At 72.9% G+C, this 25,252-nt stretch carries 25 protein-coding genes; 9 read left to right on the top strand and 16 right to left on the bottom strand.

All coding sequences use genetic code 11. The features are described from left to right. Positions 1 to 58 precede the first annotated feature (58 nt). The gene (locus AB0D94_RS10555) at positions 59 to 1,219 is read left to right on the top strand and encodes an FAD-dependent monooxygenase (RefSeq protein WP_362048757.1); all 1,161 of its coding nucleotides are present in this window, start codon (positions 59 to 61) and stop codon (positions 1,217 to 1,219) included. A gap of 33 nt (positions 1,220 to 1,252) precedes the next feature. Here the strand turns inward: AB0D94_RS10555 and AB0D94_RS10550 are convergent, their stop codons facing one another. The 6 genes from AB0D94_RS10550 to AB0D94_RS10525 form a co-directional block, all read right to left on the bottom strand. Then, positions 1,253 to 2,146, bottom strand: coding sequence for a S41 family peptidase (locus tag AB0D94_RS10550; RefSeq protein WP_362048754.1), 894 nt, complete (start codon positions 2,144 to 2,146; stop codon positions 1,253 to 1,255). 181 nt (positions 2,147 to 2,327) lie between these two features. Then, complete coding sequence (locus AB0D94_RS10545; RefSeq protein WP_362049103.1) at positions 2,328 to 2,762, bottom strand: DUF3626 domain-containing protein; 435 nt, start codon at positions 2,760 to 2,762, stop codon at positions 2,328 to 2,330. Positions 2,763 to 2,835: 73 nt separating this feature from the next. Next, complete coding sequence (locus AB0D94_RS10540; RefSeq protein ID WP_362048751.1) at positions 2,836 to 3,210, bottom strand: DUF4440 domain-containing protein; 375 nt, start codon at positions 3,208 to 3,210, stop codon at positions 2,836 to 2,838. A 110-nt stretch (positions 3,211 to 3,320) separates the two neighbouring features. Beyond that, positions 3,321 to 5,732, bottom strand: coding sequence for an excinuclease ABC subunit UvrA (locus AB0D94_RS10535; RefSeq protein WP_362048748.1), 2,412 nt, complete (start codon positions 5,730 to 5,732; stop codon positions 3,321 to 3,323). 156 nt (positions 5,733 to 5,888) lie between these two features. Beyond that, positions 5,889 to 6,299, bottom strand: a complete 411-nt coding sequence (locus tag AB0D94_RS10530) for a VOC family protein (protein WP_362048745.1) — start codon at positions 6,297 to 6,299, stop codon at positions 5,889 to 5,891. 162 nt (positions 6,300 to 6,461) lie between these two features. Further along, positions 6,462 to 7,319, bottom strand: a complete 858-nt coding sequence (locus AB0D94_RS10525; protein ID WP_362048742.1) for a YhjD/YihY/BrkB family envelope integrity protein — start codon at positions 7,317 to 7,319, stop codon at positions 6,462 to 6,464. A 184-nt stretch (positions 7,320 to 7,503) separates the two neighbouring features. Between AB0D94_RS10525 and AB0D94_RS10520 the strand changes: the two genes are divergently transcribed. Further along, positions 7,504 to 8,784: a DUF2254 family protein gene (locus AB0D94_RS10520; protein ID WP_362048740.1), complete on the top strand. Its 1,281-nt coding sequence runs from the start codon at positions 7,504 to 7,506 to the stop codon at positions 8,782 to 8,784. 11 nt (positions 8,785 to 8,795) lie between these two features. On the opposite strand, the gene thpR is transcribed toward AB0D94_RS10520, so the two are convergent. Both thpR and AB0D94_RS10510 read right to left on the bottom strand, forming a co-directional pair. Continuing rightward, positions 8,796 to 9,395, bottom strand: coding sequence for an RNA 2',3'-cyclic phosphodiesterase (thpR, locus tag AB0D94_RS10515; protein WP_362048737.1), 600 nt, complete (start codon positions 9,393 to 9,395; stop codon positions 8,796 to 8,798). Between the two features lie 56 nt (positions 9,396 to 9,451). Further along, complete coding sequence (locus AB0D94_RS10510) at positions 9,452 to 10,405, bottom strand: helix-turn-helix domain-containing protein (protein WP_362048734.1); 954 nt, start codon at positions 10,403 to 10,405, stop codon at positions 9,452 to 9,454. A 124-nt stretch (positions 10,406 to 10,529) separates the two neighbouring features. Between AB0D94_RS10510 and AB0D94_RS10505 the strand changes: the two genes are divergently transcribed. Beyond that, entirely contained in the window at positions 10,530 to 11,561 is a 1,032-nt protein-coding gene (locus tag AB0D94_RS10505; protein WP_362049100.1) for a saccharopine dehydrogenase NADP-binding domain-containing protein, read from the top strand. Positions 11,562 to 11,633: 72 nt separating this feature from the next. On the opposite strand, the gene AB0D94_RS10500 is transcribed toward AB0D94_RS10505, so the two are convergent. Beyond that, positions 11,634 to 12,011 carry a DUF4440 domain-containing protein gene (locus tag AB0D94_RS10500; RefSeq protein ID WP_362048731.1) on the bottom strand — a complete coding sequence of 126 codons (378 nt, stop codon included), beginning with the start codon at positions 12,009 to 12,011 and terminating at the stop codon, positions 11,634 to 11,636. Between the two features lie 87 nt (positions 12,012 to 12,098). Here AB0D94_RS10500 and AB0D94_RS10495 point away from each other — a divergent pair, with 87 nt between their 5' ends. After that, a complete protein-coding gene (locus AB0D94_RS10495) occupies positions 12,099 to 12,527 on the top strand; it encodes a helix-turn-helix domain-containing protein (protein WP_362048728.1) in 429 nt (142 codons plus the stop codon). A gap of 15 nt (positions 12,528 to 12,542) precedes the next feature. Here the strand turns inward: AB0D94_RS10495 and AB0D94_RS10490 are convergent, their stop codons facing one another. Next, entirely contained in the window at positions 12,543 to 12,905 is a 363-nt protein-coding gene (locus tag AB0D94_RS10490) for a hypothetical protein (RefSeq protein ID WP_362048725.1), read from the bottom strand. Between the two features lie 362 nt (positions 12,906 to 13,267). Here AB0D94_RS10490 and AB0D94_RS10485 point away from each other — a divergent pair, with 362 nt between their 5' ends. From AB0D94_RS10485 to AB0D94_RS10470, 4 genes are all read left to right on the top strand, one after another. Then, positions 13,268 to 14,722: a serine/threonine-protein kinase gene (locus AB0D94_RS10485; RefSeq protein WP_362048722.1), complete on the top strand. Its 1,455-nt coding sequence runs from the start codon at positions 13,268 to 13,270 to the stop codon at positions 14,720 to 14,722. Further along, positions 14,715 to 15,269, top strand: a complete 555-nt coding sequence (locus AB0D94_RS10480) for a hypothetical protein (protein ID WP_362048719.1) — start codon at positions 14,715 to 14,717, stop codon at positions 15,267 to 15,269. Before AB0D94_RS10485 ends, AB0D94_RS10480 begins: the two co-directional genes overlap by 8 nt. A 41-nt stretch (positions 15,270 to 15,310) precedes the next feature. Continuing rightward, a complete protein-coding gene (locus AB0D94_RS10475) occupies positions 15,311 to 17,284 on the top strand; it encodes a ThiF family adenylyltransferase (protein WP_362048716.1) in 1,974 nt (657 codons plus the stop codon). 99 nt (positions 17,285 to 17,383) lie between these two features. Next, entirely contained in the window at positions 17,384 to 18,070 is a 687-nt protein-coding gene (locus tag AB0D94_RS10470; protein ID WP_362048713.1) for a hypothetical protein, read from the top strand. A 12-nt stretch (positions 18,071 to 18,082) separates the two neighbouring features. Here the strand turns inward: AB0D94_RS10470 and AB0D94_RS10465 are convergent, their stop codons facing one another. Then, complete coding sequence (locus tag AB0D94_RS10465) at positions 18,083 to 19,045, bottom strand: nucleoside hydrolase (protein ID WP_362048710.1); 963 nt, start codon at positions 19,043 to 19,045, stop codon at positions 18,083 to 18,085. Positions 19,046 to 19,136: 91 nt separating this feature from the next. Then, positions 19,137 to 19,841, bottom strand: coding sequence for a TetR/AcrR family transcriptional regulator C-terminal domain-containing protein (locus AB0D94_RS10460; RefSeq protein WP_362048707.1), 705 nt, complete (start codon positions 19,839 to 19,841; stop codon positions 19,137 to 19,139). Positions 19,842 to 19,972: 131 nt separating this feature from the next. Here AB0D94_RS10460 and AB0D94_RS10455 point away from each other — a divergent pair, with 131 nt between their 5' ends. Next, positions 19,973 to 21,187, top strand: a complete 1,215-nt coding sequence (locus tag AB0D94_RS10455; protein WP_362048704.1) for a cytochrome P450 — start codon at positions 19,973 to 19,975, stop codon at positions 21,185 to 21,187. 16 nt (positions 21,188 to 21,203) lie between these two features. On the opposite strand, the gene AB0D94_RS10450 is transcribed toward AB0D94_RS10455, so the two are convergent. The 4 genes from AB0D94_RS10450 to AB0D94_RS10435 form a co-directional block, all read right to left on the bottom strand. Continuing rightward, on the bottom strand, positions 21,204 to 22,205 hold the full coding sequence (locus tag AB0D94_RS10450; protein ID WP_362048701.1) for a glutathione S-transferase C-terminal domain-containing protein: 1,002 nt from the start codon (positions 22,203 to 22,205) through the stop codon (positions 21,204 to 21,206). 102 nt (positions 22,206 to 22,307) lie between these two features. Beyond that, a complete protein-coding gene (locus AB0D94_RS10445) occupies positions 22,308 to 22,862 on the bottom strand; it encodes a YbaK/EbsC family protein (RefSeq protein ID WP_362048699.1) in 555 nt (184 codons plus the stop codon). Positions 22,863 to 22,964: 102 nt separating this feature from the next. Beyond that, positions 22,965 to 23,987: a TolB-like translocation protein gene (locus tag AB0D94_RS10440; RefSeq protein ID WP_362048696.1), complete on the bottom strand. Its 1,023-nt coding sequence runs from the start codon at positions 23,985 to 23,987 to the stop codon at positions 22,965 to 22,967. Then, entirely contained in the window at positions 23,984 to 25,240 is a 1,257-nt protein-coding gene (locus tag AB0D94_RS10435) for an MFS transporter (protein ID WP_362048693.1), read from the bottom strand. The genes AB0D94_RS10440 and AB0D94_RS10435 overlap by 4 nt, the downstream gene beginning before the upstream one ends. Between the last annotated feature and the right edge of the window lie 12 nt (positions 25,241 to 25,252).

The following is a 25,252-nucleotide window of genomic DNA, read 5'->3' as shown; positions in this document are numbered from 1 at the left end:
CGCACGCGTCTTCTACAGATGTAGAAGACGGGTGCGGGGTGGACGAGGAGGGCCAACCATGGGTGGATGTGCGGTTGTTGTCGGTGGAGGCATCGGTGGACTGGCCGCCGCGATCGGCCTCCGGCTGATCGGCTGGGAGGTGACGGTCGTCGAACGCTCCGCCGTCCTCGCTGACGCGGGCGCGGGCATCTCTCTGCACGCCAACGGCCTGCGCGCCCTCGACCTCCTCGGGGTCGGCGAAGCAGTACGCGCGGCCGGGCGGGCCCAGTACACCGGCGGCACCCGCACGCCGGACGGCGGCTGGCTGGCCCGGATGGACGGAGCCGCGCTGGAGCGCGAGCTGGGCACGCCCATCGTCGGCATTCCGCGCGCCGTACTGCACCGCCTGCTGCGCGCCGCACTGCCGCCGGAGTGCCTGGTCGCCGGAGCCGAGGCCGGATCGGTCGACCGTACGGACCCGGCCCGGGTGAGGGTCCTCGTCGAGGGCCGCGCCCCGCTGGACGCCGACCTCGTCGTGGCCGCCGACGGGGTCAACAGCCGGTTGCGCGCCGGGTTGTTCCCGAACCACCCGGGCCCCGTCTACAGCGGTTCGACCGTCCTGCGCGCCGTCACCGAGCATCCGATCGCGCTGCGCGCCGACTTCGAGCTGACCTGGGGGAGGGGCGCAGAGTTCGGCCACATCGCCTTCGCCGACGGCCGGGCCGAGTGGCACGCCGTGCTCAACTCGCCTCCCGCCGTACGCCATGCGGACACCCTCGCCGCGCTGCGCCGCCGGTTCGGCGACTGGCACGATCCGGTCCCGGCGCTGCTGGACGCGACCCGGCCCGACGCCGTCCTGCACCACGACATCCACGAACTGGTCACGCCCTTGCCCGCGTTCGCCGTGGGCCGCACCGTGCTCCTCGGCGACGCGGCCCACGCCATGACCCCGCACCTCGGCCAGGGCGCCTGCCAAGCGCTGGAGGACGCGGCCACCCTGGCTGCATCGCTCGCCGCCGAGCCCACCGTCGCATCGGCACTGGCCCGCTACGACGCCGAACGCCGTCCGCGCAGCCAGTCCGTCGCACGCGCCGCCCGGCAGGCCGGCCGGATGGGCCAGCAACTGGCCCACCCCCTGGCCGTGGCCGTGCGCAACACGGCCCTGCGGCTGGCACCGTCCGGCGCGACCATGCGGGCCGTCCTGCGGCACGCCGACTGGACGCCGCCGCGCCTGGGGTGACGGGTTCCGCGCACCCGGCGGCGTAGAGACGCCCTACGCGTCGAGCCGGGTCCGGGCAGCCTTGAGTGCCGTGTCGAGGGCCTCGTCCGCCGGGACGGGCACGTCGGGGACCACGCCGACGCCTTCCCAGTTGGTCCCGGTGACGCGGTTGACGGTCCGGGCCGTCGGCACGGTCACGAGGATGTGCTCGGCCACCGCGTGACGGGCCGTCGGGTGCGCTCCGCCACGCGTGGTCTCACCGACGACGACGGCCCGGCCGTGCGCCTGGAGGGTGTAGGCGACGTCCTCGCCGCCGGAGAAGGTGATCGGGCTGGTGAGCACGTAGACCGGGCGATCCGCGTAGCGCGGTGCGGGCAGGTGCGGCAGCGTCCAGAACTGGCGCGTGGCGCCGGTGGACCGCTCGTATATGTCGTTGAGGTGCACCTGGTCGTCGGGGAAGAAGTAGCTGCACCACATCAAGGCTCCCTCGGGCGCCCCGCCATGGCATGCGCGCAGGTCCAGGATGAGCGCGGAGCTGCCGGCGACCAGTTGCATGGCCGCGCCGATCGTGGCGGCGCCTTCGTCGGCGGAGGCGATGCGCCGGATGTCGATGAGCCCGATGTTCCCGTCCAGCTGCTCGACGCGGCGGACGCCCTGGTTCTCCGCTCTGAGGAGCGCGCGGAAAGCTGCCTGCCCCTCGTCCTCGTCCTCCGGATCCAGCGACTGCGGCTCGTCCGTCCAGAGCAGCCGCAGGTGTTTGTCCGGGCACACCTCCTGAAGGTGGGCGGTCACCGTCTCGCAGAGGGCCGGCCCGTCCAGGCCGGCGTACTCGCCTGCCGCGAGACGACGCCGGATCGCGGCACCCGTGTCCACGCCCTTCTCGGGAAAGACGTAACCCGCCTCGATCCGGTCCAGGGCCTGTTCGATGATCATTTCGTTGGTGAGCACGGCGAGATGCTACGCAGCGAAGGGCCCCGCGACCACCGCATTCTCGCGCAGGGTGCACGCGCCTCTCGTGCCCCGGTCTGGGGCCGAGTTCGAGGCCGGACCGGATCACCCACTACCGCGTGTACGAGGAAAGCCACGCCATCGGCGCCGCGTTCACGCACTGACCCCGCGCGGGGGCGAGTCAGTTCCCACGGGCGCCCCGAAGCGGGCGAGGTAGTGCCACACCCGCTTGAGAGCCTGCTCGTCGTGCCGGCCGGCACGCACGGCATCCCGGCGCACCGCCGACCGGCTTGCGGCGGAAGTTCAGGGCCCCGTACGCCGGCCGCTCACCGGCAGGTGCGTCGTCGTACGCACCACCGAAGATCCGGCTCTCCCAGCGCCACCGGTCACCGCCGGGGTGGGCGGTCAGGCCGCCGTTGCCGACACCCGTCACGAACTGCGAGACGTACACGCCGTCCTTCGCCAGGGCATCCAGGATCGGCTGCCCGCGCACCCATCGATCAGGATGGAAGTTGAGGGTCAGGCGCAGAGCGGGATCCACAGGACCGCCCGATGTCAGCTCGGTGACATGGCGTAGGGCCCGCTCCTGCGGAGTGCCGGCGGCTTCAAGGTTCATCAGCGCAGTCTTCCTCACACTGACGACCAGGCGCACGGGGAAATCCCGCCCGGCCTCCGGACCCCGCGCACGGCTACGGAACGGGCGTGGCCTGGTGGTAGTACATCCGCCAGCCGGAGGTTTCGTCCAGACGGCGCCAGATCGAACTCCGGCGCGCCCGGCGGCCGTCGATGGTGGTTTCGTAGGTGAGGTGCACCAGGCCCGGTGCCAGTGCGGTGCCCGTCATCCCCACCGGCTCGTACTGCGGGCCGGACTCCGTCCCGCCCTGCATGTCAGGCAGTGCGGCCAGCATCGCCTGCCGGTCCCAGCGGCGGCCCGAAGCACCCACCTCCACGAATTCCGGGTCGAGGAGGCGGTCGGCGAGCGACCTCGACGTCCGTACGCCGGGACTCATCAACAGCAGCTCCCGCTCGATAGCCTCGGCCACACCGTCCGTGTTCGTGCTCATGGGAGCATCCTGGCCGATGTCTCGATCACCGGCCCGCCCGGGGCGTGAGGGAGGCCTCCGGGTGGGCGGATTCCCGATCGGGTGCGGCCCCTCGTCACCGGCTGGCGCGGTCAGGCGCCGACGTAGGCCGCCAGGTGCTCGCCGGTGAGGGTGGAGCGGGCTGCGACGAGGTCGGCGGGTGTGCCCTCGAAGACGATCTGGCCGCCGTCGTGGCCGGCGCCGGGGCCGAGGTCGATGATCCAGTCCGCGTGCGCCATGACCGCCTGGTGGTGCTCGACGACGATGACCGACTTGCCCGAGTCGACGAGCCGGTCCAGCAGGCCGAGCAGTTGCTCGACGTCCGCGAGGTGGAGGCCCGCGGTCGGCTCGTCGAGGATGTAGACGCCGCCCTTCTCGGACATGTGGGTGGCCAGCTTGAGGCGCTGGCGCTCGCCGCCGGACAGGGTCGTGAGCGGCTGGCCGAGGGTGAGGTAGCCGAGGCCGACGTCGGCGAGCCGTTCGAGGATCTTGTGCGCGGCCGGTGTGCGCGCCTCGCCGGAGCCGAAGAACTCCTCGGCCTCGGTCACCGACATCGCGAGCACTTCGCTGATGTCGCGCCCGCCGAGGTGGTACTCCAGCACCGACGCGTCGAAGCGCTTCCCCTCGCACTCCTCGCAGGGGGTGGCCACGCCGGCCATCATCCCGAGGTCGGTGTAGATGACACCGGCGCCGTTGCAGTTGGGGCAGGCGCCCTCGGAGTTGGCACTGAACAGCGCCGGCTTGACGCCGTTGGCCTTCGCGAACGCCTTGCGGATCGGTTCGAGCAGTCCGGTGTACGTCGCCGGGTTGCTCCGCCGCGAACCGCGGATCGCGCCCTGGTCGATGGACACCACACCCGAGTCGCCGGCCCCCGGCTGACCCGGCAGCGACCCGTGCACGAGCGAGCTCTTGCCGGAACCGGCGACACCGGTGACGACGGCCAGCACCCCGAGCGGGATGTCCACGTCGACGTCGCGCAGGTTGTGCGTCGCAGCGCCGCGGATCTCCAGCACCCCGGTGGGCTTGCGCACCGTCTCCTTGAGGGAGGCGCGGTCGTCGAAGTGGCGGCCGGTGGTGGTGCCGCCGGTCCGCAGCTCCTCGACGGTGCCCTCGAAGCAGATGGTGCCGCCCCCCGTACCGGCGCCGGGGCCGAGGTCGACGACGTGGTCGGCGATCGTGATCGTCTCCGGCTTGTGCTCCACGACGAGCACCGTGTTGCCCTTGTCCCGCAGGCGCAGCAGCAGGCGGTTCATCCGCTGGATGTCGTGGGGGTGCAGGCCGATGGTGGGCTCGTCGAAGACGTAGGTGACGTCGGTGAGGGAGGAGCCGAGATGGCGGATCATCTTGACGCGCTGCGACTCACCGCCCGACAGCGTGCCCGACGCCCGGTCGAGGGAGAGGTAGCCCAGCCCGATCTCCACGAACGAGTCGAGGGTGTGCTGGAGCGCGGCGAGCAGCGGGGCCACCGAAGACTCCTTGAGGCCGCGGACCCATTCGGCCAGGTCGCTGATCTGCATCGCGCAGGCGTCCGCGATGCTGATCCGCTTGATCTTCGACGACCGGGCCGCCTCGCTGAGCCGGGTGCCGTCGCACTCGGGGCAGGTGGTGAAGGTGACCGCCCGCTCCACGAACGCCCGGATGTGCGGCTGCATCGCCTCCTTGTCCTTGGACAGGAACGACTTCTGGATCTTGGGGATCAGGCCCTCGTACGTGAGGTTGACACCGTTGACCTTCACCTTGGTCGGCTCACGGTAGAGGAAGTCCTGCATCTCCTTCTTGGTGAACCGGCGGATCGGCTTGTTCGGGTCGAGGAAGCCCGACTGGGCGTAGATCCCCACGGTCCACACGTTGTCCGACTTCCAGCCGGGGATGGTGAAGGCGCCCTCCGCGATCGACTTGGTGTCGTCGTAGAGCTGGGTGAGGTCGATGTCGTTGACGGTGCCCCGGCCTTCGCAGCGCACGCACATGCCGCCGGTGCGGGAGAAGGTCGCTTTCACGGTCTTCGTCTTGGCGGCGCCGCGTTCGACCGTGATCCCGCCGCTCGCCCGGACCGAGGCGACGTTGAAGGCGAAGGCGCCGGGCGAGCCGATGTGCGGCTTCCCGAGCCGGCTGAAGAGGATGCGCAGCATCGCGTTGGCATCGGTGGCGGTGCCGACGGTGGAGCGGGGGTCGGAGCCCATCCGCTGCTGGCCGACGACGATCGCGGTCGTCAGCCCGTCGAGCACGTCGACCTCGGGCCGGGCCAGCGTCGGCATGAAGCCCTGCAGGAAGGCGCTGTACGTCTCGTTGATCATCCGCTGCGACTCCGCGGCGATCGTGTCGAACACCAGCGAGCTCTTGCCCGAGCCGGACACGCCCGTGAAGACCGTCAGCCGACGCTTCGGGAGCTCGACGCTGACGTCCTTGAGGTTGTTCACGCGCGCGCCGTGCACGCGGATCAGACCGTGGCTGTCGGCAACGTGCGGCGCAGGCGACTGCGTGGCTGTGCTCTTGGCCTTGCTCATGGTGTCTCCATCTGTCGGGCGGGGCCGCATGCGCGGGCTCCGTCGGCATCGCCTGGCTCGATCTGACCAGCTTCGAGCAGTACGTCTTGTTCTTCCACCGGTTCTTCTACGTCGGTCCGTTCGCGGCGACGTGCCCCTGTCTACCGGATCGGGGGCTCAGCGGACCTCGGTGATGCGGATCAGGTTGCCCGCGGGGTCGCGGACCGCGCAGTCGCGCACCCCGTACGGCTGCTCGGCCGGCTCCTGGACGATCTCGGCGTCGGCAGCCCGAAGCCGGGCGAAGATGCCGTCGAGGTCGCCGGTGGCCAGGAGGATGCGGGCGTACGTGCCCTTGGCCATCATTTCGGCGATGGTGCGGCGCTCGTCGTCCGTGACCCCGAGATCCGGGACCGGCGGCTCCAGGACGATCGAGGTCCCGGGCTGGTCGGCGGAACCGACCGTGATCCAGCGCATCCCGTCGTAGGCGACGTCGTCGCGGACCTCGAAGCCGAGGGTGTCGCGATAGAAGACCAGCGATGCCTCCGGATCGTCGTGCGGGAGGAAGCTCGCGTGAAGGGTGAGGTCCATGGATGCCACGCTAGGCGCGGCCTGGGGCTCGGCGCTTCTCGATTCCTGATCGGTTCGACAGGGTTGCGGCACCCGCTGCGGCACCCGTTGCGGCAGCAGCCGTGCCACCTGTCCCGCCACCGGCGACGGCGTCCCCGCCGCGCCCGGCCGGCCCGGCGGCCGTCACCGCTCCGCGGTGGGAGCCGGCGTGCGCAGCAGCCGCGCGGGCCAGGGCTCGTGGGCCAGCACGTAGCCGAGGGCGATGGCGGTCGTGACGACGAGGAAGAGCGCGATCAGCCAGGAGAGCAGGACGAAGACCGAGCCGAGGGCGCCGAACTCCCGCATGCTGCGCTCCACCGCGTGCGGCATGTAGATCCTCGACGCCAGGGCCATCACCTGCACCCCGGTCCCGGCCAGCACCGCGCCGGGCAGCAGCGGCAGCCACGGAACGCGGCTCCCGAGCAGCAGGTGCTGGGTCCACCACCACAGGAGCGTGCCGGCGACCGCCGCCAGGACGAAGCCGGCGGCCCGGCTGGTGCCGAAGGCGGTCTGGAGCGGCCCCTGGAACATCAGGGCGGTCAGCCACACCCCGAGCCAGGCCAGCCAGCGCCACGCGGTGAGCCGGGCGCCGGCCTTGGGCAGGTGCCAGGAGCGCTCGCACATCGTCTGGAGCGCCCGGCTGCACGCGGTCGCGGACAACAGCGTCACCAGGATGCCCACGCCGCTGGTGCTCGCCAGGGTGGTGGGGTCGGTCCCGGCGTACACCGCCCGTACCTGGTCGAGGGCCGCGTCCTGGAGCCCGAGCGTGCTGCGGATGGAGGCGACGAGCTGGGCCTGGAGCCACTGCGGTGCGAGTGCCCCGATGACGAAGAGCGCGGGCAGGGCCCCGAGGAAGGCCTGGGCGGCGAGCCTCGTGGCACAGTCCAGGACCCTGACGGCCGCGAACTGGCCGAGGACGCGGCTCAGCAGGGGAGTGTGCCGGCGCATCCAGCCGGGTACGGCGAGTCGGCGCGGCGGCGGCCCGGCCTGCGGATCGGACACAGCGGGTTTCCTCCTGGACGGGCTGCCGGCGGCGGAGGCCACCGGCTCCCGGCGGCGGAGACCGCCCTCACCAGAACCATGACGGAAATAGCCGCCTATCCGGCATTTCGCCACTCGGGCGTGCCGCACCCGTGATTGCATCACTGCCTGGCGCCACCCCCTCTGGACCGCTCAAGGAGGCCGCATGCCCGGATCGGCTGAGGTGCCCGCGCCCGATCGGCCAGGAGGGCGGCGACCCGCGGGCACGCCGTTCCACCGCCCGACGCGCGCCATGCGCCGCGACCTGGCCCAGGCCGTCTGCGCGGTCGCCGGCCTGGTCCTGGGGCTGCTGCTCCCGCTGATCTCCGTAGGGCCGAAGATCGAGGCCGGACGGGTGGTGACGCTGATGTTCACCATCGGGTTCGGCGTCGTCAGCCTGGTCACCATCATCTACTCGATGCTCTTCCTGGTCGTGCAGTTCTCGGCGAGCACCTTCACACCACGCCTCCTGCTCTTCCGTGACGACCCGATCGTGTGGCGGACCTTCGCCTTCGTCGTCGGCGTCTTCATCTTCTCGGTGACCGCCGGACTGTCGATGGGCAAGAGGAGCGTGGTCTCCGTCGCCGTCCCCGCCGTCACCATGCTGTCCGCCCTGGTGGCGCTCGCCTTCATGCGCACCCTGCAGACCAGGGCGTTCAGCGCGATCCAGCTCGCCCCGGCGCTCGACGTGATCAGCGGCCGCGGCCACCGCCTCCTCGACGCCCTCTACCCGGGGCCCTATGCACCCGCACCGGACTCCGGCGCCCCCGTCGCCCGCCCGGCATCCGACGGGGCCGCCCCGATCGACGTCCGGTGGCCGGGCAAGGCGGCCGTGCTCCAGCAGATCGACGTACCCGGCCTGATCGCCGCCGCCGGGCGGCATGACTGCCTCGTCACCCTGGAGGCGCCCATCGGCTCCCTCCTCACCCGGGGCACCCTGCTCGCGCGGATCCACGGACAGGGCATGCGGCCGGACGACGTGTTCGGCGCCGTACGGACCGGCCTGGAGCGCACCTTCGACCAGGACCCCGGGCTGCCCCTGCGCCTCCTCACGGACATCACCCTGCGCGCCCTGTCCCCGGCGGTCAACGATCCGGCCACCGCGGTCCAGGCGCTGGACCACACCGAGGACCTGCTGACCCGCCTGGCCGGCCGCGACCTGGCGATCGGTGCGTTCGGCGACGCGGGGGGAACAGCCCGGCTGATCGTGCACGCCCCGACCTGGGAGCAGTACGTGCGCCTGGCGGTCGACGAGGTCATGGTCGCCGCCGCACGGTCCCCGATGACGCTGCTGCGGCTGCGCGCCCTGCTGACCAGGCTGCTCACGGCCTGCCCCCCGCCGCGGCGCTCCGTCGTCGGGAGCCGGCTGGAGTGGATCGAGGCCGCCGGCTCGACCGGTTTCCCACTCCACTGGTCCGGGCCGCCCGCCGAGGGGCCTCCCGTTTGACCTCCGTGCCGCTACGGGGCGGCCGTACCGCCCCCGGCGGCGAACTCCCAGGCTTCGATGTCGCGGTAGCGGATCGGTCCCGGGCCGCGGCTGAAGTTGCTGCCGACCAGGTGGAGGCGTTCGGCCTGCCACGGGCGCCCGGTGAAGGCGGCGAGTCCCGCGGCGGCCTCGACCGCGCTGGAGTGGTCGCTCCGGCGGGACCGGGCCAGCGTCAGATGGGGACGCAGCGGCCTGCCTTCGAAGGGGACACCGCACTCCTCGACCGCGGCGCGCACCTCGGTGGCGAGCAGGTGCAGCCCTTCGAGGTCCCCGTCGATTCCGCTCCACAGCACCCGCTCGTCGAAGTGGCCGCCGCCGCGCAGTGCCAGCCGTACGGGCCGGCGTCTCGCCGCGAGGGCCGCGAGCGGCGGCCGCAGCAGCGGCACGGTCGCGACCGGGAGCTCTCCGAGGAAGGCCAGGGTGATGTGCCAGTCCTGGATGCGGTTCCACCGCATGCGCGGGTACGCCTCGTAGGCGGGCGCCAGCTCCCGCGCCAGCTCCTCCTTGGCTTCGTCGGGCGGGGCGAGAGCGATGAAAACCCGAACGGACGCGGCCTGAATCTGTTCTTCCACAGGGGTCTTCGTACAGGGTTTCGGATCTTCAGTCATCTTCTGTTCGTCCCGGCTCGTCATCGGGCGCCGGGGCGAGTGCTGCGGAAGGTGCGGCGGTAGGTGTCCGGGGGCACGCCGATGGTGCGGTTGAAGTGCCGGCGCAGCGTGGTGGCGGTGCCCATGCCGGTCGCCTCCGCGATGGCGTCGACGCTGTCGCCGGTGGTCTCCAACAGCTCCTGGGCGCGCCGGATCCGCTGGGTCAGCAGCCACTGCAGCGGGGTGGTGCCGGTCGCCGACCTGAAGTGGCGGCCCAGGTGGCGCGAGCTCATGTTCGCCCGGCGGGCCAGGTCCTCCACGGTCAGCGGGTGGCCGAGCCGTTCGAGCGCCCAGGGGAACAGCTCGGCGAGGGGATGGTCTTCCTGGGCGGGTACGGGGGTGTTGACGAACTGGGCCTGGCCGCCAGCCCGGTGCGGGGGGACGACCAGCCGGCGGGCGAGCGTGTTGGCGACCGCCGAGCCGTGGTCGAGGCGGACCAGGTGCAGGCACAGGTCCATCGCGGCGGCCTTGCCGGCGGAGGTGAGCACGTTGCCGTTGTCCACGTAGAGCACGTCCGGATCGACCTCCACCCGGGGGTAGCGGGCGGCCAGGTCCGAGGTGTGCGCCCAGTGCGTGGTCGCGCGCCGGCCGTCCAGCAGGCCGGCGGCGGCCAGTACGAACGCGCCCGTGCACAGGGAGGCCACCCGCGCACCCGCCTCGTGGGCCGCGCGCACGGCGTCGACCAGCTCGGCGGGCGGCTCCTGATCGACGTCGGCCCACCCGGGGACGATCACGGTGTCGGCGTGCGGGAGCCGGTCGAGCCCGTGATCGGGCTCCAGGTGGAACCTGCCCATCCGTACGGTGCCCGGCCCGCAGACGGTGACGTCGTACCAGGGGTCGGCCACGCCGGAGAGGTCGGCGCCGAAGACCTCGTAGGCCACGGACAGTTCGAAGTGCAGCATGCCGTCGGTGACGGCCAGCGCGACAGTACCCATGTCCGAAATTGTACGCACCGTGGCGTTCCGGACACTCATGCCGGGTCAACTGCCGCTGCCAGGATGTGCAGCGTTGAACTGGTTGAGCGAGTTGAACTATTCGAGCAAGGGCGGGGGACAGCTGATGGGATCGGGTCGGACGGTGGCGGTGTACGGCGCCTACGGGCACACCGGGCGCTTCGTGGTGGCGGAGTTGTGGGACCGGGGCTTCGTCCCGGTCCTCTCCGGGCGCGACCCGGAGCAGTTGCGGGCGCTCGCGGCCTCGCGTCCGGGGCTGGAGGCCCGGCCGGCCACGGTCGACGACCCGGCCTCACTCGACCGTGCGCTGGCCGGCGCGGCCGCCGTGATCAACTGCGCCGGACCCTTCGCCGCGACCGCCGCCCCGGTGATCGAGGCGGCCCTGCGCGCCGGGATCCCGTACGTGGACGTGGCGGCCGAGATCGAGGCCAATCTCGACACGTTCACGCAGTTCGCGGATCGGGCCCGTGCCGCGGGAGCCGTGGTGATCCCGGCCATGGCCTTCTACGGCGGCCTCGGTGACCTGCTGGTCACCGCGGCGATGGGCGACTGGACGGCGGCCGACGAGGCCCACATCGCGTACGGGCTCGACCGTTGGCACCCCACGGCCGGAACCCGCGCCGCGGGCAAGGTCTCGCGGGAGCGCAGGGACGGCCGACGCGTCCGCTACACCGCCGGGCGGCTGGAGTACCGCGACGACGCCCCGCCGACCGTGAACTGGCCCTTCCCCGACCCGCTGGGGCACCGGGCCGTGATAGGGGACTTCACCATGACCGACGTCGTCACCGTACCCAGCCACCTGGCCATCCCCGAGGTGCGCACCTACATGACCGTCGAGGCGGCCCGGGACCTGGCGGCTCCGGACACCCCGACGCCGGCCGCGGTCGACGGGCTCGGGCGGTCCGCGCAGACCTTCCTCGTCGACGTCCTCGTGCGCTCCGGCGGCGAGGAACGGCGCGCCGTGGCGAGCGGCCAGGACATCTACGCGGTCAGCGCGCCGCTTGCGGTGGAAGCCGTCCACCAGGTCCTCACGGGACGGACCAGGACGGTCGGTGTCGCCTCTGCGGGCGCGGCCTTCGACGCGCCCGGCTTCCTCCGCGCCCTGTCCGCGCACATCTCGCTCGAACTGAGCCGGTAGCTCGAACCGCTGTCGGAGGAAATCACCGGTGTGACCTTCCCCGCCCCGACCCGACCCGCTGACGGCCGGGACCTACGCCGGGCCCGGGGCGGGCCGGTCCGCGGTGCCGAAGGGGTTGTCGATGACGTACCGCCACAGGCCGTCCGCGCCGCGCCGGGCGACATCGGTGGCGGTGCCCTCGATGTGGACGTGCCCACCGTCCGGCCCCTTGCCGTCGATGACCCAGTCGACGATGAGCAGGGCGATGTCCCCGGCGACGTAGGTGTGCCGGGGACGGACACTGATGGGCAGCCCCAGCGCCTGGAACCCGGCGTTCGCGGCCCGCAGCTCCGCACCGCCGACGGGCTCGCCGGCGCGGGGGACGAACACCGCGCCGTGCTCGTAGACGGCGGCGACGGCCTCCGCGCTGCCGGAGTTGAACGCGGCCTCGAAGACCGAGGGATGTTGCACCGGGTCGGATGTCAGAGCGACAGTGAAGGCATGATCGTGCGCAGGATTCGCGTTGATGTCCATGACCGCAGTCAAGACGGCGCCGACGTGCGTCACCAAACGGAAACCGACGGCCGGGACTGGGACGGCGACCTGGTGCCGTCCCCGCCGGGCCGCACCGTACGCCCGCACGCCGACTGCCCGGTGGAGATCGCCCTGGCGGCCGTGTCCGGCCGCTGGACCACGCTCGTGCTGCGCGAACTGATGCACACCGCGCACTCCTTCGGCGCGCTGCGGGAGGCGCTGCCGGAGATCAGCCCCAAGGTGCTCGCCGACCGGCTCCACACCCTCAGGGACCGCGGCCTGGTCACCCAGGAACGCCTCCCCGGCTTCCCGGTCCGGACCCGCTACGCGCTCACCGACTCCGGCCGGTCGCTGCGCCCGCTCCTCATCGAGCTGTACCGCACGGGCGAGGCACTGAGGGATGCCGGGCACGTCGCGGCGGGACCCGGTGAACCTTTCCGGCCACAGCACTAGGACCGCGCCTCTGCCTCACGGGCAGCGGCCGACCTTGATCTGGTTGGCGATCTTGTTGGCCGAGACGAAACCGCGGACGAAGGCGGGGCGGCCGGTGAACGGGTTGTACCCGGCTCCCTCGACCAGGAACCAGCGGTTCGTGCCGTTGGCCCAGGCGCCGTCCCGCCAGCACCGCATGGTCACCGGGGCCCCGCTGAAGATGCCGCCGACGAGCGCCTGGGGAGCGGCCGGGCTGCTGTAGGCGGCCGCGAGGCTGTTGGTCCGGGGCGACGCGGCCGTGGCGGAGGTGGCAGCGGCCACGGTGAGGACGGCGCTGAACGCGCCGACCACCGCCACCCGTCCCGGTCGGCCCAACTGCCGTGAACTGATGCTCGTCACGCGTGGTTCCCCCTCGCTGCGGTGCGGCGCGGGCCAGAAGGTGCCCGTGGGTGACCGATTCTGGCTGGCGTCGATCCTGGTGTCAGGGGCCGGACACCGGCGCGCGGAAGCGCGCACACGACTTCGCGCGCTGCCGAGCGCCCCCCGGCACCGAGGCCGCGGCGTTCCGCGTCCGCAAGAGCGCTGCGGGCTGACGGCCGTGGCGGCACGGCGGTACGGGAGAGAATTTCACCAATACGCTCAACTGCTGAACGGTCAAGTGCCACTCTTGAGCCATGGCCGCTATGCGGGGGGCACACCCCGCGCCCAAGGGGCGCCTTGTACTTGACCGGTACGAGTTGATCGAACACTTCCCGGGAGGCATGGCAGAAGTCTGGAAGGCCCATGACCTGCGGCTGGACCGCCAGGTCGTCGCCAAATTCCTTCAAGTACCCGGCCGCGGCAGCCATCCGGCACGCCGGTTCCTGCGCGAGGCCAAGATCCTGGCGCGTATCGACGACCCGCGCATCGTCCGGATCCACGACGTGGACGAGGCCCGGATCGACGGGTTCTGGCACCTCTACCTGATCACCCAGTTCATCGAGGGCCGCACCCTGCGCGCCGCGGTCCCCAAGGGCCAGCGGTTACCCGTGGCCCACGCCCTGCGCTGGGCCGCCGAACTGTGTGACGCGCTGGTCCCCGTACACGCCCAGCACCTCGTCCACCGGGACGTGAAACCCGGAAACGTCATGGTCAGGGGCGAAGTCGGCGACGGCCGGCTGATCCTGCTGGACTTCGGGATCGCCCGTTCCTACACCGCCGTCGGCGAGCTCGGCCACGCGGCCGGCGTGACCGGCTACGGCCAACTCCTCGGCACCCCCGAGTACATGGCGCCGGAGCGCTTCCTCCTGGAGCCCGTCACACCGGCCACCGACCTCTACTCCGTCGGCTGCGTCCTGTTCGAGATGCTCACCGGCCGGCAGCCCTACGTCCCCACCGGCGACTACGGCGACCTGGCCAGGGACCACTGCCACGCCGTGGTGCCCTCCGTCCGCGCGCTGCGCCCGGAAGTACAGCCCTCGGTGGACGTGCTGGTCACCCGGCTCCTCGCCAAGGACCCCGGCAGACGCCCGGGCGACGCCCGGGAGATGGCCGCGCTGCTCCGCGCGCTCGGCGCGGCGGCCACCCCGCCGCCCACCGTGGTCGTCCGTCCCGCCGGCCCGCCGCCGCCCGGCCCGCCGCCGGGCCCCCCACCCGACCCGGCGGCGGAGGTGGAGGCGCTGTGCAACGCGGCCCTGGAAGCCGCCGGCGACCCCGCCGAGCGGATCCGGCGGCTCGGCGAGGTGCTCGACCACGCCTCCAGGGTGCTGCCCGCCGACCACCGCGGCGGCTGGCTCGTCGTCCTGCACCTCGCCCAGGCCCTCGCCCGGGCCGACCAGCCCGCGGCGGCCGCCGGGCTGCTCGCACCGATGGCCGCACGCGCCCGCCAGGTCCTCGGCGCCGACGACGAGCTGGCCCGGCTGGCCGCCCTCAACCTGGCCCGCTACCTGGGCGAGGACGGGCACCCGGCGCTGGCGGCGCAACACCTGCTGGAACTGCGTACCGCGGTCTCCGGCGTCCTGGCCGCCACCGACCCGCGGATGTCGGAGATCCGCTACGACAGGGCCCACTGGCTGGCCGCCGCGGGGGAGGAGCAGCTCGCGGCCGCCGAGTTCGAAGCCCTGTACGCCGATCACTGGACGGCGTACGGGCCCGACCATCCGGAGACCGTCCGGCTGGGCGAACTGATCCACCAGCACCGCCACCATCCACAGGGGAGGGATGAAGACCATGGCTGACATGTACGACCTCAACGCGATCCGGGACAGCTTCTTCGCCAGCCAGTCGAAGAAGTCGGCAGGCCAGGAGGAGGTGTACGTCGACCGGGAGGGCAAAGTCCGGCTCGGCACCGGCGGGGAGGAGGACGCACCCCTGTCGCGGGTCCCGCAGAGCACCTTCGCCGCCCCGGGCACGGCGGCCCGGCTGGCCCGGGAGCGCGAGGTGGTGCGGGCGAAGCTGCCCGCGAACACGTACTACGAGGACGCGCCCGGCGCCGAGGGCTGGGTCTACGAGATCACCACCATGTTCGAGAACACCTATGTGATGTGCGCCCACTTCAACGGCACCGAGTACCAGGTGCGGCTGATCGAGCCGGAGCTGGAGTCCCTCCCCAGCCACGACGAGCACGGCGTCCACCTCTACACCAGCGGGCTCATCTGCCTGTCCGAGCGCTCCGGTTCGGGCCAGCCCACCCTCCAGGACGCGTACGCGCGCTCGGCCGCCTGGGCCCTGGGCGTGGACTTCGTCCGGATGGGCCGCCCGTTCCCGTTCAACAGCCAGCAGTAGAAACCGCGAGCCGGAAGAGCGAACCCGGAAGGGACGATGCCGTGCTGCCCGTACATGTCTTCGACTACGTGATCGAGCAGGTGGGGAAAGACATCGGGCGGACCGCACCCGAGCAGGGCGGCGCCCTGCTCGGGCTGCGCGGCCGTGACGTGGTGACCGCGTTCGTGCACGACGCCCGCGCCCGCGTCACGCGGGTGGAGTACAGCAACACGTCATGGCTGCTCGACGAGATCGGCCGGCTGGAGGCGGCCGGCTCGGTCCGCTTCAAGGGCATCGTCCACTCCCACCCGCTGGGCATGCCGCACCCTTCCCGGCAGGACCACCACGAGTACGGCCGCACCCTGGAGTCCGTACCGGACCTCGGGCGCTACATCGCCCCGATCGTCACCCACGACACCACCACGCCGCGCGAACGGCACGAGCTGTACACCGAGACCGCCCGGGTGTCGTTCTTCGGCGCCATGTGGACGGCCCGCGGGGTGCAGCTCCAGCCGATGCGCCCGGTCGTGGTCCCGCTGGCCGCGGCCGTCCGGCAGGCCGGTGTCTCCTGGTCCCACGACCAGCCGCTGACCTGTGTGGTGGCCGGGGTGGGCGGCGTACGGGTCCCCCTGCCGCGTGGCCGGTCCGGCGCGCTGCGGTACCTCTTCGCCACCCCCGACTTCCCGGTGGCGGCACCGCTGCTGCTGGAGGAGGCCGGAGCGGACGGGCCCCATCCGGAGCTGCTCATCAGGGAGTTGGCGTGGGACCACCGGGTGCCGGAGGGGGACCGGCTGCGGGAGGCGCTACGGGAGGCGCTGCGGGGGGCCGGGCCGGCCGGCCCGGGCGGGGGCATGCCAGCCCTGCCCGGCTCGCGGACGGCCCCGCCCGGCCCCGTACAGGCACCGCCCGCACCGGTGACCCCGGCGCAGACGGCCGCGTCCGACCCCGACCCCGGACCGCCGCAGGTTCCGGCGGCCGCGGCCCGCCCCGCCGACAGGCCACCGGGACGGGTCCGGCGGCTCACCCTGCGGGCCGGGATCGGCCGGACCCGGGCGGTTCGCGCCGGGCTGTTCGCCCGTACCGAGGGGCTGCTGTCACCCGCCCTCGCGGACCGCCACGTCCTGCTCGTGGGCGTCGGCTCGGTCGGCAGCTACCTCGCCGAGGTCCTGGTGCGCTCCGGCGTCGGCCGGATCACCCTGGTCGACCCCGACCGCGTGGAGCCGGCCAACCTGGGCCGCTCGATGTTCGACGCCCGGGACATCGGCCGCAACAAGGCCAAGGCCACCGCCCGGCGCCTGCGCAGGATCAACCGGCGGCTCAGGGTAGAGGTCCTCAAACTCGACGCCGGCGCACTGGACAACCACACGTGGCAGCAGCGGATCGCCGACTCGCAGCTGGTGATCGCCGCCACCGACGACAACCATGCCCAGCAGCGGTTCAACCACCTGGCGTACTTCGTCGGCCGGCCCGCCCTCTTCATCGGGCTGTACGAGGGCGCGGCGGGCGGCGAGGTGGTCTTCAGCACCCCCGGGTCCCCGTGCTGGTCGTGCGCCACCGGCGGGGTCCGCGAGTCCCTGGGCGAGCTGGGCCACCAGCCGCGCACGGACTACGGGACGGGCCGGATGTACGCCGTCCCGGGCCTGCTGACGGACATCCACCACCTGACCGCGGCCGCGGCGAAGATCGCGCTGGCCCTGCTGCACCCGACGGGCGGCCCCGACCGGATCGGCGGCTTCCTGACCACCCCGCTCCGCAAGGACCTCTCCCTGGCCCTGTTCGCCATGGAGCCCGACCACTGGTTCTTCCCCCGGATCCTGGGCGAGGTACCGGGTCAGCACGCCTTCCAGAGCATCTGGCTGCGCACGGGGTGGCGCCCCGACTGCCCGGTCTGCGGAGACCCCTCGCTGCGCAGCGATCCGCGCGAGTTCGACACCGGCGGCGGCGACGCGGAGCTCACGCAGCGGCAGAAGAAGGCGTACGCGGAACGCCAGCGGGAACGCCACGGCAGCGCGGGCGGCGGCGGCCGGCACCGCTGAACCGGGGCGGTGAGCAGGACCGGACAGGCGGGACGGGCAGGACGGGCAGGACACGCGGGGCAGCGGACAGGACAGGGAAGGGCGGGCGCGGAGGAGACCATGGCCGACGACACGACCGAGGCGATGCGCCGGGCCCGCGAGGCCCGGCTCAAGTACGGCAAGGCCACGCCCCCGCCACAGGGCGCCAAACCGGTGCCTCCCCAGGCGGCGCGACCCGCGCGACCCGCCCCCGAGCCGACCGCGCCTCCCGCCCCTTCCCGGACGCGCCCGACGCGCCCGACGCCCCCGACATCCCCGAGGCGCCCGGCGCCCCGCCCCGCCGCGCCCGTGGGGCCCCGCTCCCGGTCCGGCCTGGGCCCCTGGGAGGCGGTGGGCCAGACCGGGGCGGTCGTCCTCGTCCTGTGGCAGCTCCTCGTCCTCACCGGCTGGCAGGTGCCGTTCGAGAAGTCCGCGGAGCTCTCGGTCCACTGGCGCTACCCGGGCGAACTGGCCGTACGGCAGGCCGCCCTGGACGAATTCCACGAGGTGCGGGACTTCGTCCTGTTCCAGGGCCCGGGCCGGGACCATCCGTGGCTGTTCCCGGCATGCGCGGTCCTGCTGCTGCTCCTCGTACGGGCGGCCAGGCTGCCGGCGGGGCTCCAGGCGTTGTCGGGCGGGGCCGTCTGCGTCTACGGCCTCGCGGCGGTCTTCGCCAGCGGCCCCGTACTGCTCCGGCAGTGGCCGCTGACCGCGGTGCTGGTGCTGCTGGGCGCCGGCTTCCTGTACTGGATCCGGGTGCGCGAGTAGCGCGGTGGTCCGTCAGGAGCTTCCGCCCGCCCGGTCCGTACGGGCTCCGAGAGCCGCCACGGCGGCGACCATCCGGTCCCAGAACGGGCCGGTCTCCAGGGTCAGCGCGGCTCGGGCGTTGGCCGGGCGGTCCGCGGAGGGGTGCAGGTCCACGACGGTGGCGCCGCGCGTGTACCGGCCGTGCAACTCGACGACGACGTGCGCGTCGACGCAGCGGACGAGCTCGGGATCGATGACCCGGGCCACCGCGACGGGATCGTGCAGCGGCGGGCTGGGGAATCCCCACAGCGCGCGGTAGGTGGATCCGAAGAAGGTCAGCAACTCCGCGCACGTGCGCCCGAGGGGAGTGTCCAGCCCCTCGAAGCGGGCCACGACCTCGGGTGTCGCAAGCGCCTGGTGGGTGACGTTGAGCCCGCACATGGTGACCGGCACGCCGCAGCGGAAGACGATGTCCGCGGCCTCGGGATCCGTGAGGATGTTGAACTCGGCGGCCGGGGTCCGGTTGCCCCGCTCCGTGGAACCGCCCATCAGGACGATCTCGCGGATGCGGGAGGCGTCCTGCGGATAGCGGGTCAGCAGCAGGGCGATGTTGGTCAGCGGCGCGGTCGGGACGAGGGTGACCGGCCCGGGATGTTCGGCCAGTACCCGGTGGATGAGGTCCACCGCGTGTTCCAGGACCACGTCGACCGTGGGCTGAGGGAACATCGGCCCGTCCAGGCCGGAGGCGCCGTGCACGTCGTCGGCGACGCTGAGCGGCTGGACGAGCGGCCGGTCGCAGCCGGCTGCGACGGGCACGTCCGTGATCCCGGCGACCGTGCAGACGCGCAGTGCGTTCAAGGTGGTCTTCTCGAGCGTCTGGTTGCCCGCGACCGTGGTGACCGCCAGCAGATCGACCGCGGGGTCGCCGGCCGCCAGCATGATCGCGAGGGCGTCGTCGTGTCCGGGATCGCAGTCGATGATGATCGGGACGGGCACGTACGTCCCTCCTGGCGGTGCGGGGGCGTGGACCTTCAGTGTGCCGCCGCGCCGGTCCCGTGACCACAACGACGCCTGGGCGCGCCGCGCCCTAAGCCCGCGCCGGCGGCCGGTTTCCGTCGGCGGCCAGGCGGGCTTCGAGGCCGTCGAGGATGGCCTCGAGCCCGAAGTCGAACTTCTGCCGGATCATCTCGGCGGGGTCGGCGCCCGCCTGCTGTTCGAGGCGGGCGCGCAGCCGCGGGAACTGCGACGCGATCTCGCCCGCCCAGGTGGCGACGTCCTGGACGGGGGTGTCCGCGTCGCCCCGGCCCGGGCGGATCTTCGCGCCGTCCAGGGCCGCTCGGGTCGCGTCGACGAGCGTGGTGCCCGCGACGAAGGTGAAGACGGTGTTCACGGCCCAGTCGAGGTCCCAGCCGGCGAACCCGGCCGCCTCGAAGACGGCGTAGGAGTGGTTCTGGAAGCGGGCCATGCCCTGGCCGTAGAGGAAGTGCGTGCCGATGGCCGGGAGCAGCCACGGGTGGCGGCGCGCCATCGCGTACGTGTCGTGCGCCAGGGCCCGGGCGGCGGGCCGCCAGCCGTGTCCGGCGGGGTCCAGGAACGTGATCTCGCCCCAGGTGCGGTCGGCCGCGAGCATGACGAGGTTCTCCTTGTTGCCCACGTGCCAGTACATGGCGGTGGGCGCCGACCCCATGCGCTGGCCGAGCTTGCGCATGCTCAGCCCCTCGGTGCCCTCGGCGTCGAGCAGCTCGATCGCCGCCAGGACGATCTGGTCACGGGTCAGGGTTTCGCGCGGCATGCGCTCAGGCTAGCGGATCTCTTCAACGGTGTTCAATTGGTACTTGCACGCTGTGCAAGTCGTCTTTTACGGTGTTCGAGCAGCACTACTTCAACACCGTGAAAGTCGGATCCGATCCACCGGAGGAAGACATGCACGACGCACCGCTGACCTCGATGCCCAGCGAGCGCCCCGCCGGCTGCCCCTTCGACCCGCCCAGCGCGCTGTCCGGGCTGCGCGAACAGCGGCCGCTCAGCCGGATGACCTACCCCGACGGCCACCGCGGCTGGCTGGCCACCGGCCACACGCAGGTCCGGGCGGTGCTCGGGGACCAGCGCTTCAGCTCCCGCTACGAGCTGATGCACTACCCCTTCCCCGGCGGCCCCGACGGGGCGCTGCCGCCGGCCCCCGTAGGGGACATGACCGGGATCGACGCCCCCGAGCACACCCGCCTGCGCCGGCTGCTCGCCGGGAAGTTCACGGTCCGCCGGATGCGTCTGCTCACCGAACGCGTGGAGCAGATCACCGCCGAACACCTCGACGCGATGGAGCGGCAGGGCCCCGGAACGGACCTGGTGCGGGCGTTCGCCCAGCCCGTCCCGGCGCTCGTGATCTGCGAGCTGCTCGGAGTGCCGTACGCCGACCGCGAGACGTTCTACCGCCACACGGTGGCCCTGACGAGCCTGGACGCGACCATGGAGGACCGGATCGCGGCCATGACCGGGCTGCAGGAGTACATGCTGCACCTGGTCGAGGCCAAGCGCGCCGAGCCGACGGACGACGTGCTCAGCGAACTGACCACCAGCGAGCTCACCGACGAGGAACTCGCAGGCGTCGGCGGCTTCCTGCTCGGCGCGGGCCTCGACACCACCGCCAACATGCTCGCGCACGGCACCTTCGCGCTGCTGAGCCACCCGGAGCAGCTCGCAGCCCTGCGCGAGGACCCGGACCTCGCGGACAGCGCGGTCGAGGAACTCCTGCGCTACCTGAGCGTCGCCCACACCATGGTGCGGGTGGCCCTGGAGGACGTGGAGCTGGACGGCCACGTCATCAAGACCGGGGAGAGCGTCACCCTCTCCGTCGAGGCCGCCAACCGGGACCCCGAGCGCTTCCCCGACCCGGACACGCTCGACCTGCGCCGCAAGGCCACCGGACAGCTCGGCTTCGGCCACGGGATCCACCAGTGCCTCGGCGCCCAGCTCGCCCGCGTGGAGATGCGCGTCGCCCTGCCCGCGCTCCTCACCCGCTTCCCCACGCTCCGCCTGGCCGTCCCGCCCGCGGAGGTACCGCTGCGCACCGCCATGAACATCTACGGCGTGCACCGGCTCCCGGTCACCTGGGACGAGGGTGCGCGGGCGGCCGGCTGACCGCCCGGGGCCGCGGCTACGGCCGGTGGCCCGCCGGTACTTCCTCCCCGCGGGCCACCGGCCCGGGCGGGGTGCCGTCGCCGAACGGACGGCCGCCCAGCGCCGCGCGGCGGTGCGGCTCCAGCCAGCCGGACAGGTCCGGGCCTTCCGGCACGATCCCGGTCGGGTTGATGTCGTCGTGGACCGTGTAGTAGTGCCGCTTGATGTGATCGAAGTCGACGGTGTCGCCGAAGCCGGGCGTCTGGAAGAGGTCCCGTGCGTAGGCCCACAGGACCGGCATCTCGGTCAGCTTCCGCCGGTTGCACTTGAAGTGGCCGTGGTAGACCGCGTCGAAGCGCACGAGCGTGGTGAAGAGGCGCACGTCCGCCTCGGTGATCCTGTCACCGACGAGGTAGCGCGATGCCCGGAGCCGGTCCGACAACTGGTCGAGCCGTGCGAAGAGCCGCTCGTATGCCTCGGCGTACGACTCCTGCGAACCGGCGAAGCCGGCCCGGTACACGCCGTTGTTGACGTCCGCGTAGACCAGGTCGTTCACGGCGTCGATCTCCGGCCGCAGGGCGGGCGGGTAGAGGTCGGGGGCTCCGGTCCGGTGGAAGGGCTTCCACTCCAGCGACATGTCGATCGTGATCTGCGGGAAGTCATTGGTGACCACCTTGCCGGACGGCACGTCGACGATCGCCGGCACCGTGATGCCGCGGTCGTAGCCGGGATCGCGGGCGAGGTACGCCTCCCGCAGCCGTTCGATGCCGAGCACCGGATCGCGGCCGCCGGGGTCGAGGTCGAAGGACCAGCTCCGCTCGTCGTGCACGGGTCCGGCGACGGCCATCGGGAGCGCCGCCTCCAGCCCGAGGAGCCGCCGTACGATCACCGCCCGGCTCGCCCAGGGGCAGGCCCGGCTGACCACCAGCCGGTAACGGCCCGGCTCCACGGCGAAACCGTCGTGCCCGTCCGCCGTGACGCGCGTGGTGAGGTACCGGTCGTCACGGGAGTAGCCGCTGCCACGTTTCACATAACTCACCCTTTGGCGCTACCCAGAAAGGCGGGGCGGAAGCAGCCGACGACCCGGACGGACGCAGTGCGCGACGCGCTGTACCAGTCGGGCTGTACCAGTCGCGCTGTACTAGACGGCGAGGCCTTCGATCAGCTCCGCGGCAGGGAGCGCGGCGAACAGTTTGCCGGGGGCGATGAGCTTGCCGCGGCGCCGGCCGCTGCCGACGAGGACGTACGGCAGGTCGACGACGGCCGGGTCCACCAGCAGCGGCCAGCCGGCGGGGAGCCCGATCGGGGTGATGCCCCCGTACTCCATGCCCGTCAGCTCCACGGCGGTGTCCATCGGGGCGAAGGACACCTTGCGGGCGCCGAGCCGGCGGCGCACCGCGCCGTTGACGTCGGCGCGTGCGCCGGAGGGGACGAGGCAGGCCGCGAGCGTGGTCTCGCCACCCCGCCGGGCGGCGACGACCACACAGTTCGCCGACTGGGACAGGAGTTCTCGCCCGTAGTGCTCGACGAAAGCGGCGGTGTCGGCGATGGCCGGGTCGGTGTCGATGTAGAGGATCTCCTGGGCGGGCACGCTGCCGGCCCAGGAGCGGATTGCCTCGGCCACCGGCCGGGTCAGCTCGTCGAGACAGTCGGTCGCCGGGCGGGCCCGGTCGAAGGAGCCGATGGGAGCACGCATGCCCGTCATTCTGCACCAGCCCGTTCGGAGTACGGGGATGACCTTGCTGAAGCGGGAGCGGGCCCACCGCCCGTGCGCCGGGTCGCTCGTGGAGGCGGGCGGTCACGAGGGCAGGACCGCCGGGGAGACGGCGGACGGGACCAGCAGGCGCGGGCTTCCCGCGCCCGTCGCGGGCAGTGACCACAGGTCGCCGCCGAAGTCACCCGGAAGCGAGTAGAGCAGGGTCCCGTCGTCGTACCAGAGGGCCTGGTCGTCGACGCTCCGCTGCTCCGCCAGCCCGGTTTCGGCGCCGGTGGCCAGGTCCAGGACGTACAGGCGCCACGGGGCGTCGTCGGGCAGGCCGGTCACCCGCTTCTTGAACGCGATCCGGGCACCGTCGGGCGAGAGCGAGGGGCATTCCACGTTCTCGCGCAGCACGCGCAGTTCGCGGGCCCGCAGGTCGCCCTCGACCAGGTGGGTCCGGCCTCCGGTGGCGAGGGTCGCGTAGAAGCGGTTGTCGTCGGCGGCGAAGGTCACCCCCCAGAAGTTGTGGTCGGCCGCCTGGCGGCGCTTGCCCCCGTCGAGCACCGCGAAGTCCTCGAGGCTCGGGACGAGTACGCCCGACCGGGTGTCGTAGAGGGCGGTGCGGGTGGAGAAGCTGCCGCCCGCGTACGAGTCCCCGCTGACGAACACCGTCCAGGCGAGCAGCTTGCCGCTGGGGGAGACCCGCGCCCGGGTGGGCGTACCCGGGACCTCGAACGAACGGACCGGCCGGAGCGCGGAGTCGAGGACCAGCGCCTCGTAGCTCGGGACGACGCCGCCCGCACGGCGCAGGCAGACGCCCGTGCCCGCGGCCGCGTGGAAGCGCAGGCAGTCCTGGGGCGCGGTGGTACGGGCGTCCGCGGGCGCGGCCAGCGGCACCGAGGCGATCATGTCGCGGCCCGGTCCCCAGGCCAGATTGCGGAACAGCAGCCGGCCCGGCTGCTCCAGGCTCACCTCGCCGGACCTGGCGCGGGGCCCGCCCGGGCGGGCCTCTTCGCGATCGCCGGCCCGGTCCGCGGCCCGGACCACCGACACCACGGCCGTCGCCGCCAGCAGGGCTGAGAACAGCACCAGGAGGAGGACCTTGCGCAGGCTGTGCGTCATCGCAGAGCTCCCTTGCCGAGCACCCCGACCGCCGCCAGGGACAGGGTGAGACCGATGGCCGCGCCGGCCAGCGCGACTCCGGGGCCCGCGTACGTCCAGCCGGCGCCGAAGAGCAGCGCCCCCGCGAAGCGGGCCAGCGCCTGCGCCGTCTGGACCAGGGCCATGCCGCTCGCCCGCAGGCGGGCGGGCAGCAGCGGCCCCGCGGCCGCCATCAGGACGCCGTCGGTGGCCGCGTAGAACGCACCGAGGAGGAACAGGACGAGCACGGCCGGGGCCGCGCCGCCCAGCGGGGAGAGGAGCAGCAGGTACGCCGCCGCCAGCGCCACATGGCCCGCCAGGAAGACGGGGCCGCGCCCGGCCCGGTCCGCGAGCCTGCCCAACGGGACGGCGAGCAGCAGGAATCCGGCCGCGGTCGCCACCGGCAGCAGCGGGAAGGCGGCGGCGGGCAGGTCGAGGCGCCGTTGCAGCAGCAGGTAGACGAAGGAGTCCCCGACGGTGAACACCCCGAGCAGGGCCGCCGCCAGCGCGAGGCGCCGCACCCCGCGGTCGCGGAGCACGGTCGTCAGTCCCCGCCCCCCGGAAGGTGCGGGAGTCCGGGCCGGCCGGGTGCGGACGTCCCGCACGAACAGCGCGAGCAGCAGCACCGCGAAGGCCGCCACGCAGAAGCTCACCGTGAACACGGCCTCGTAGGCGTCGTGCGCCACCCACAGCACGCCGAAGGCGACGAGCGGGCCCAGGAGCGCGCCCGCCGTGTCCATGGCCCGGTGCACCCCGAAGGCCCGGCCCTGCCCCTCGGGCGTGGCGGACAGGGAGATGAGCGCGTCGCGCGGCGCCGTGCGCAGGCCCTTGCCGGCCCGGTCGGCGGCCAGGACCGCCCCCACCGCCCACGGAGTGGAGACCGCGAGCAGCCCCAGTTTGCAGGCGGCGGACAGGGCGTACCCCGTACCCGCCACGAACTTGTGGCGTTCCGTCCGGTCGGCGACCTGGCCGCCGGCCAGCCGCAGGAGGGCGGTCGCCCCCTGGTACAGCCCGTCGAGTGCGCCGAAGGCCAGCGGCGACATGCCGAGGCCCACGACGAGATAGAGCGGCAGGACCGCGGTGACCATCTCGGCGGAGACATCCGTGACCAGGCTGACCAGGCCGAGCACGAGCACGTTCCCCGCGACGGCCGGGCCTGCCGGGCCGATCGGCCCGGACGTCGGGCGGGGGACGCCCTTGGCGCCATCGGCGGCGCGGTTGGCCGACAGGTACACGGATGCCTCCTT

Origin of the sequence: Streptomyces sp. NPDC048255, assembly GCF_040652415.1 — a bacterium.
Classification (GTDB): domain Bacteria; phylum Actinomycetota; class Actinomycetes; order Streptomycetales; family Streptomycetaceae; genus Streptomyces.
The sequence above is the reverse complement of the archived record's forward strand: the minus strand, read 5'-3'. Positions and strand labels throughout refer to the sequence as shown.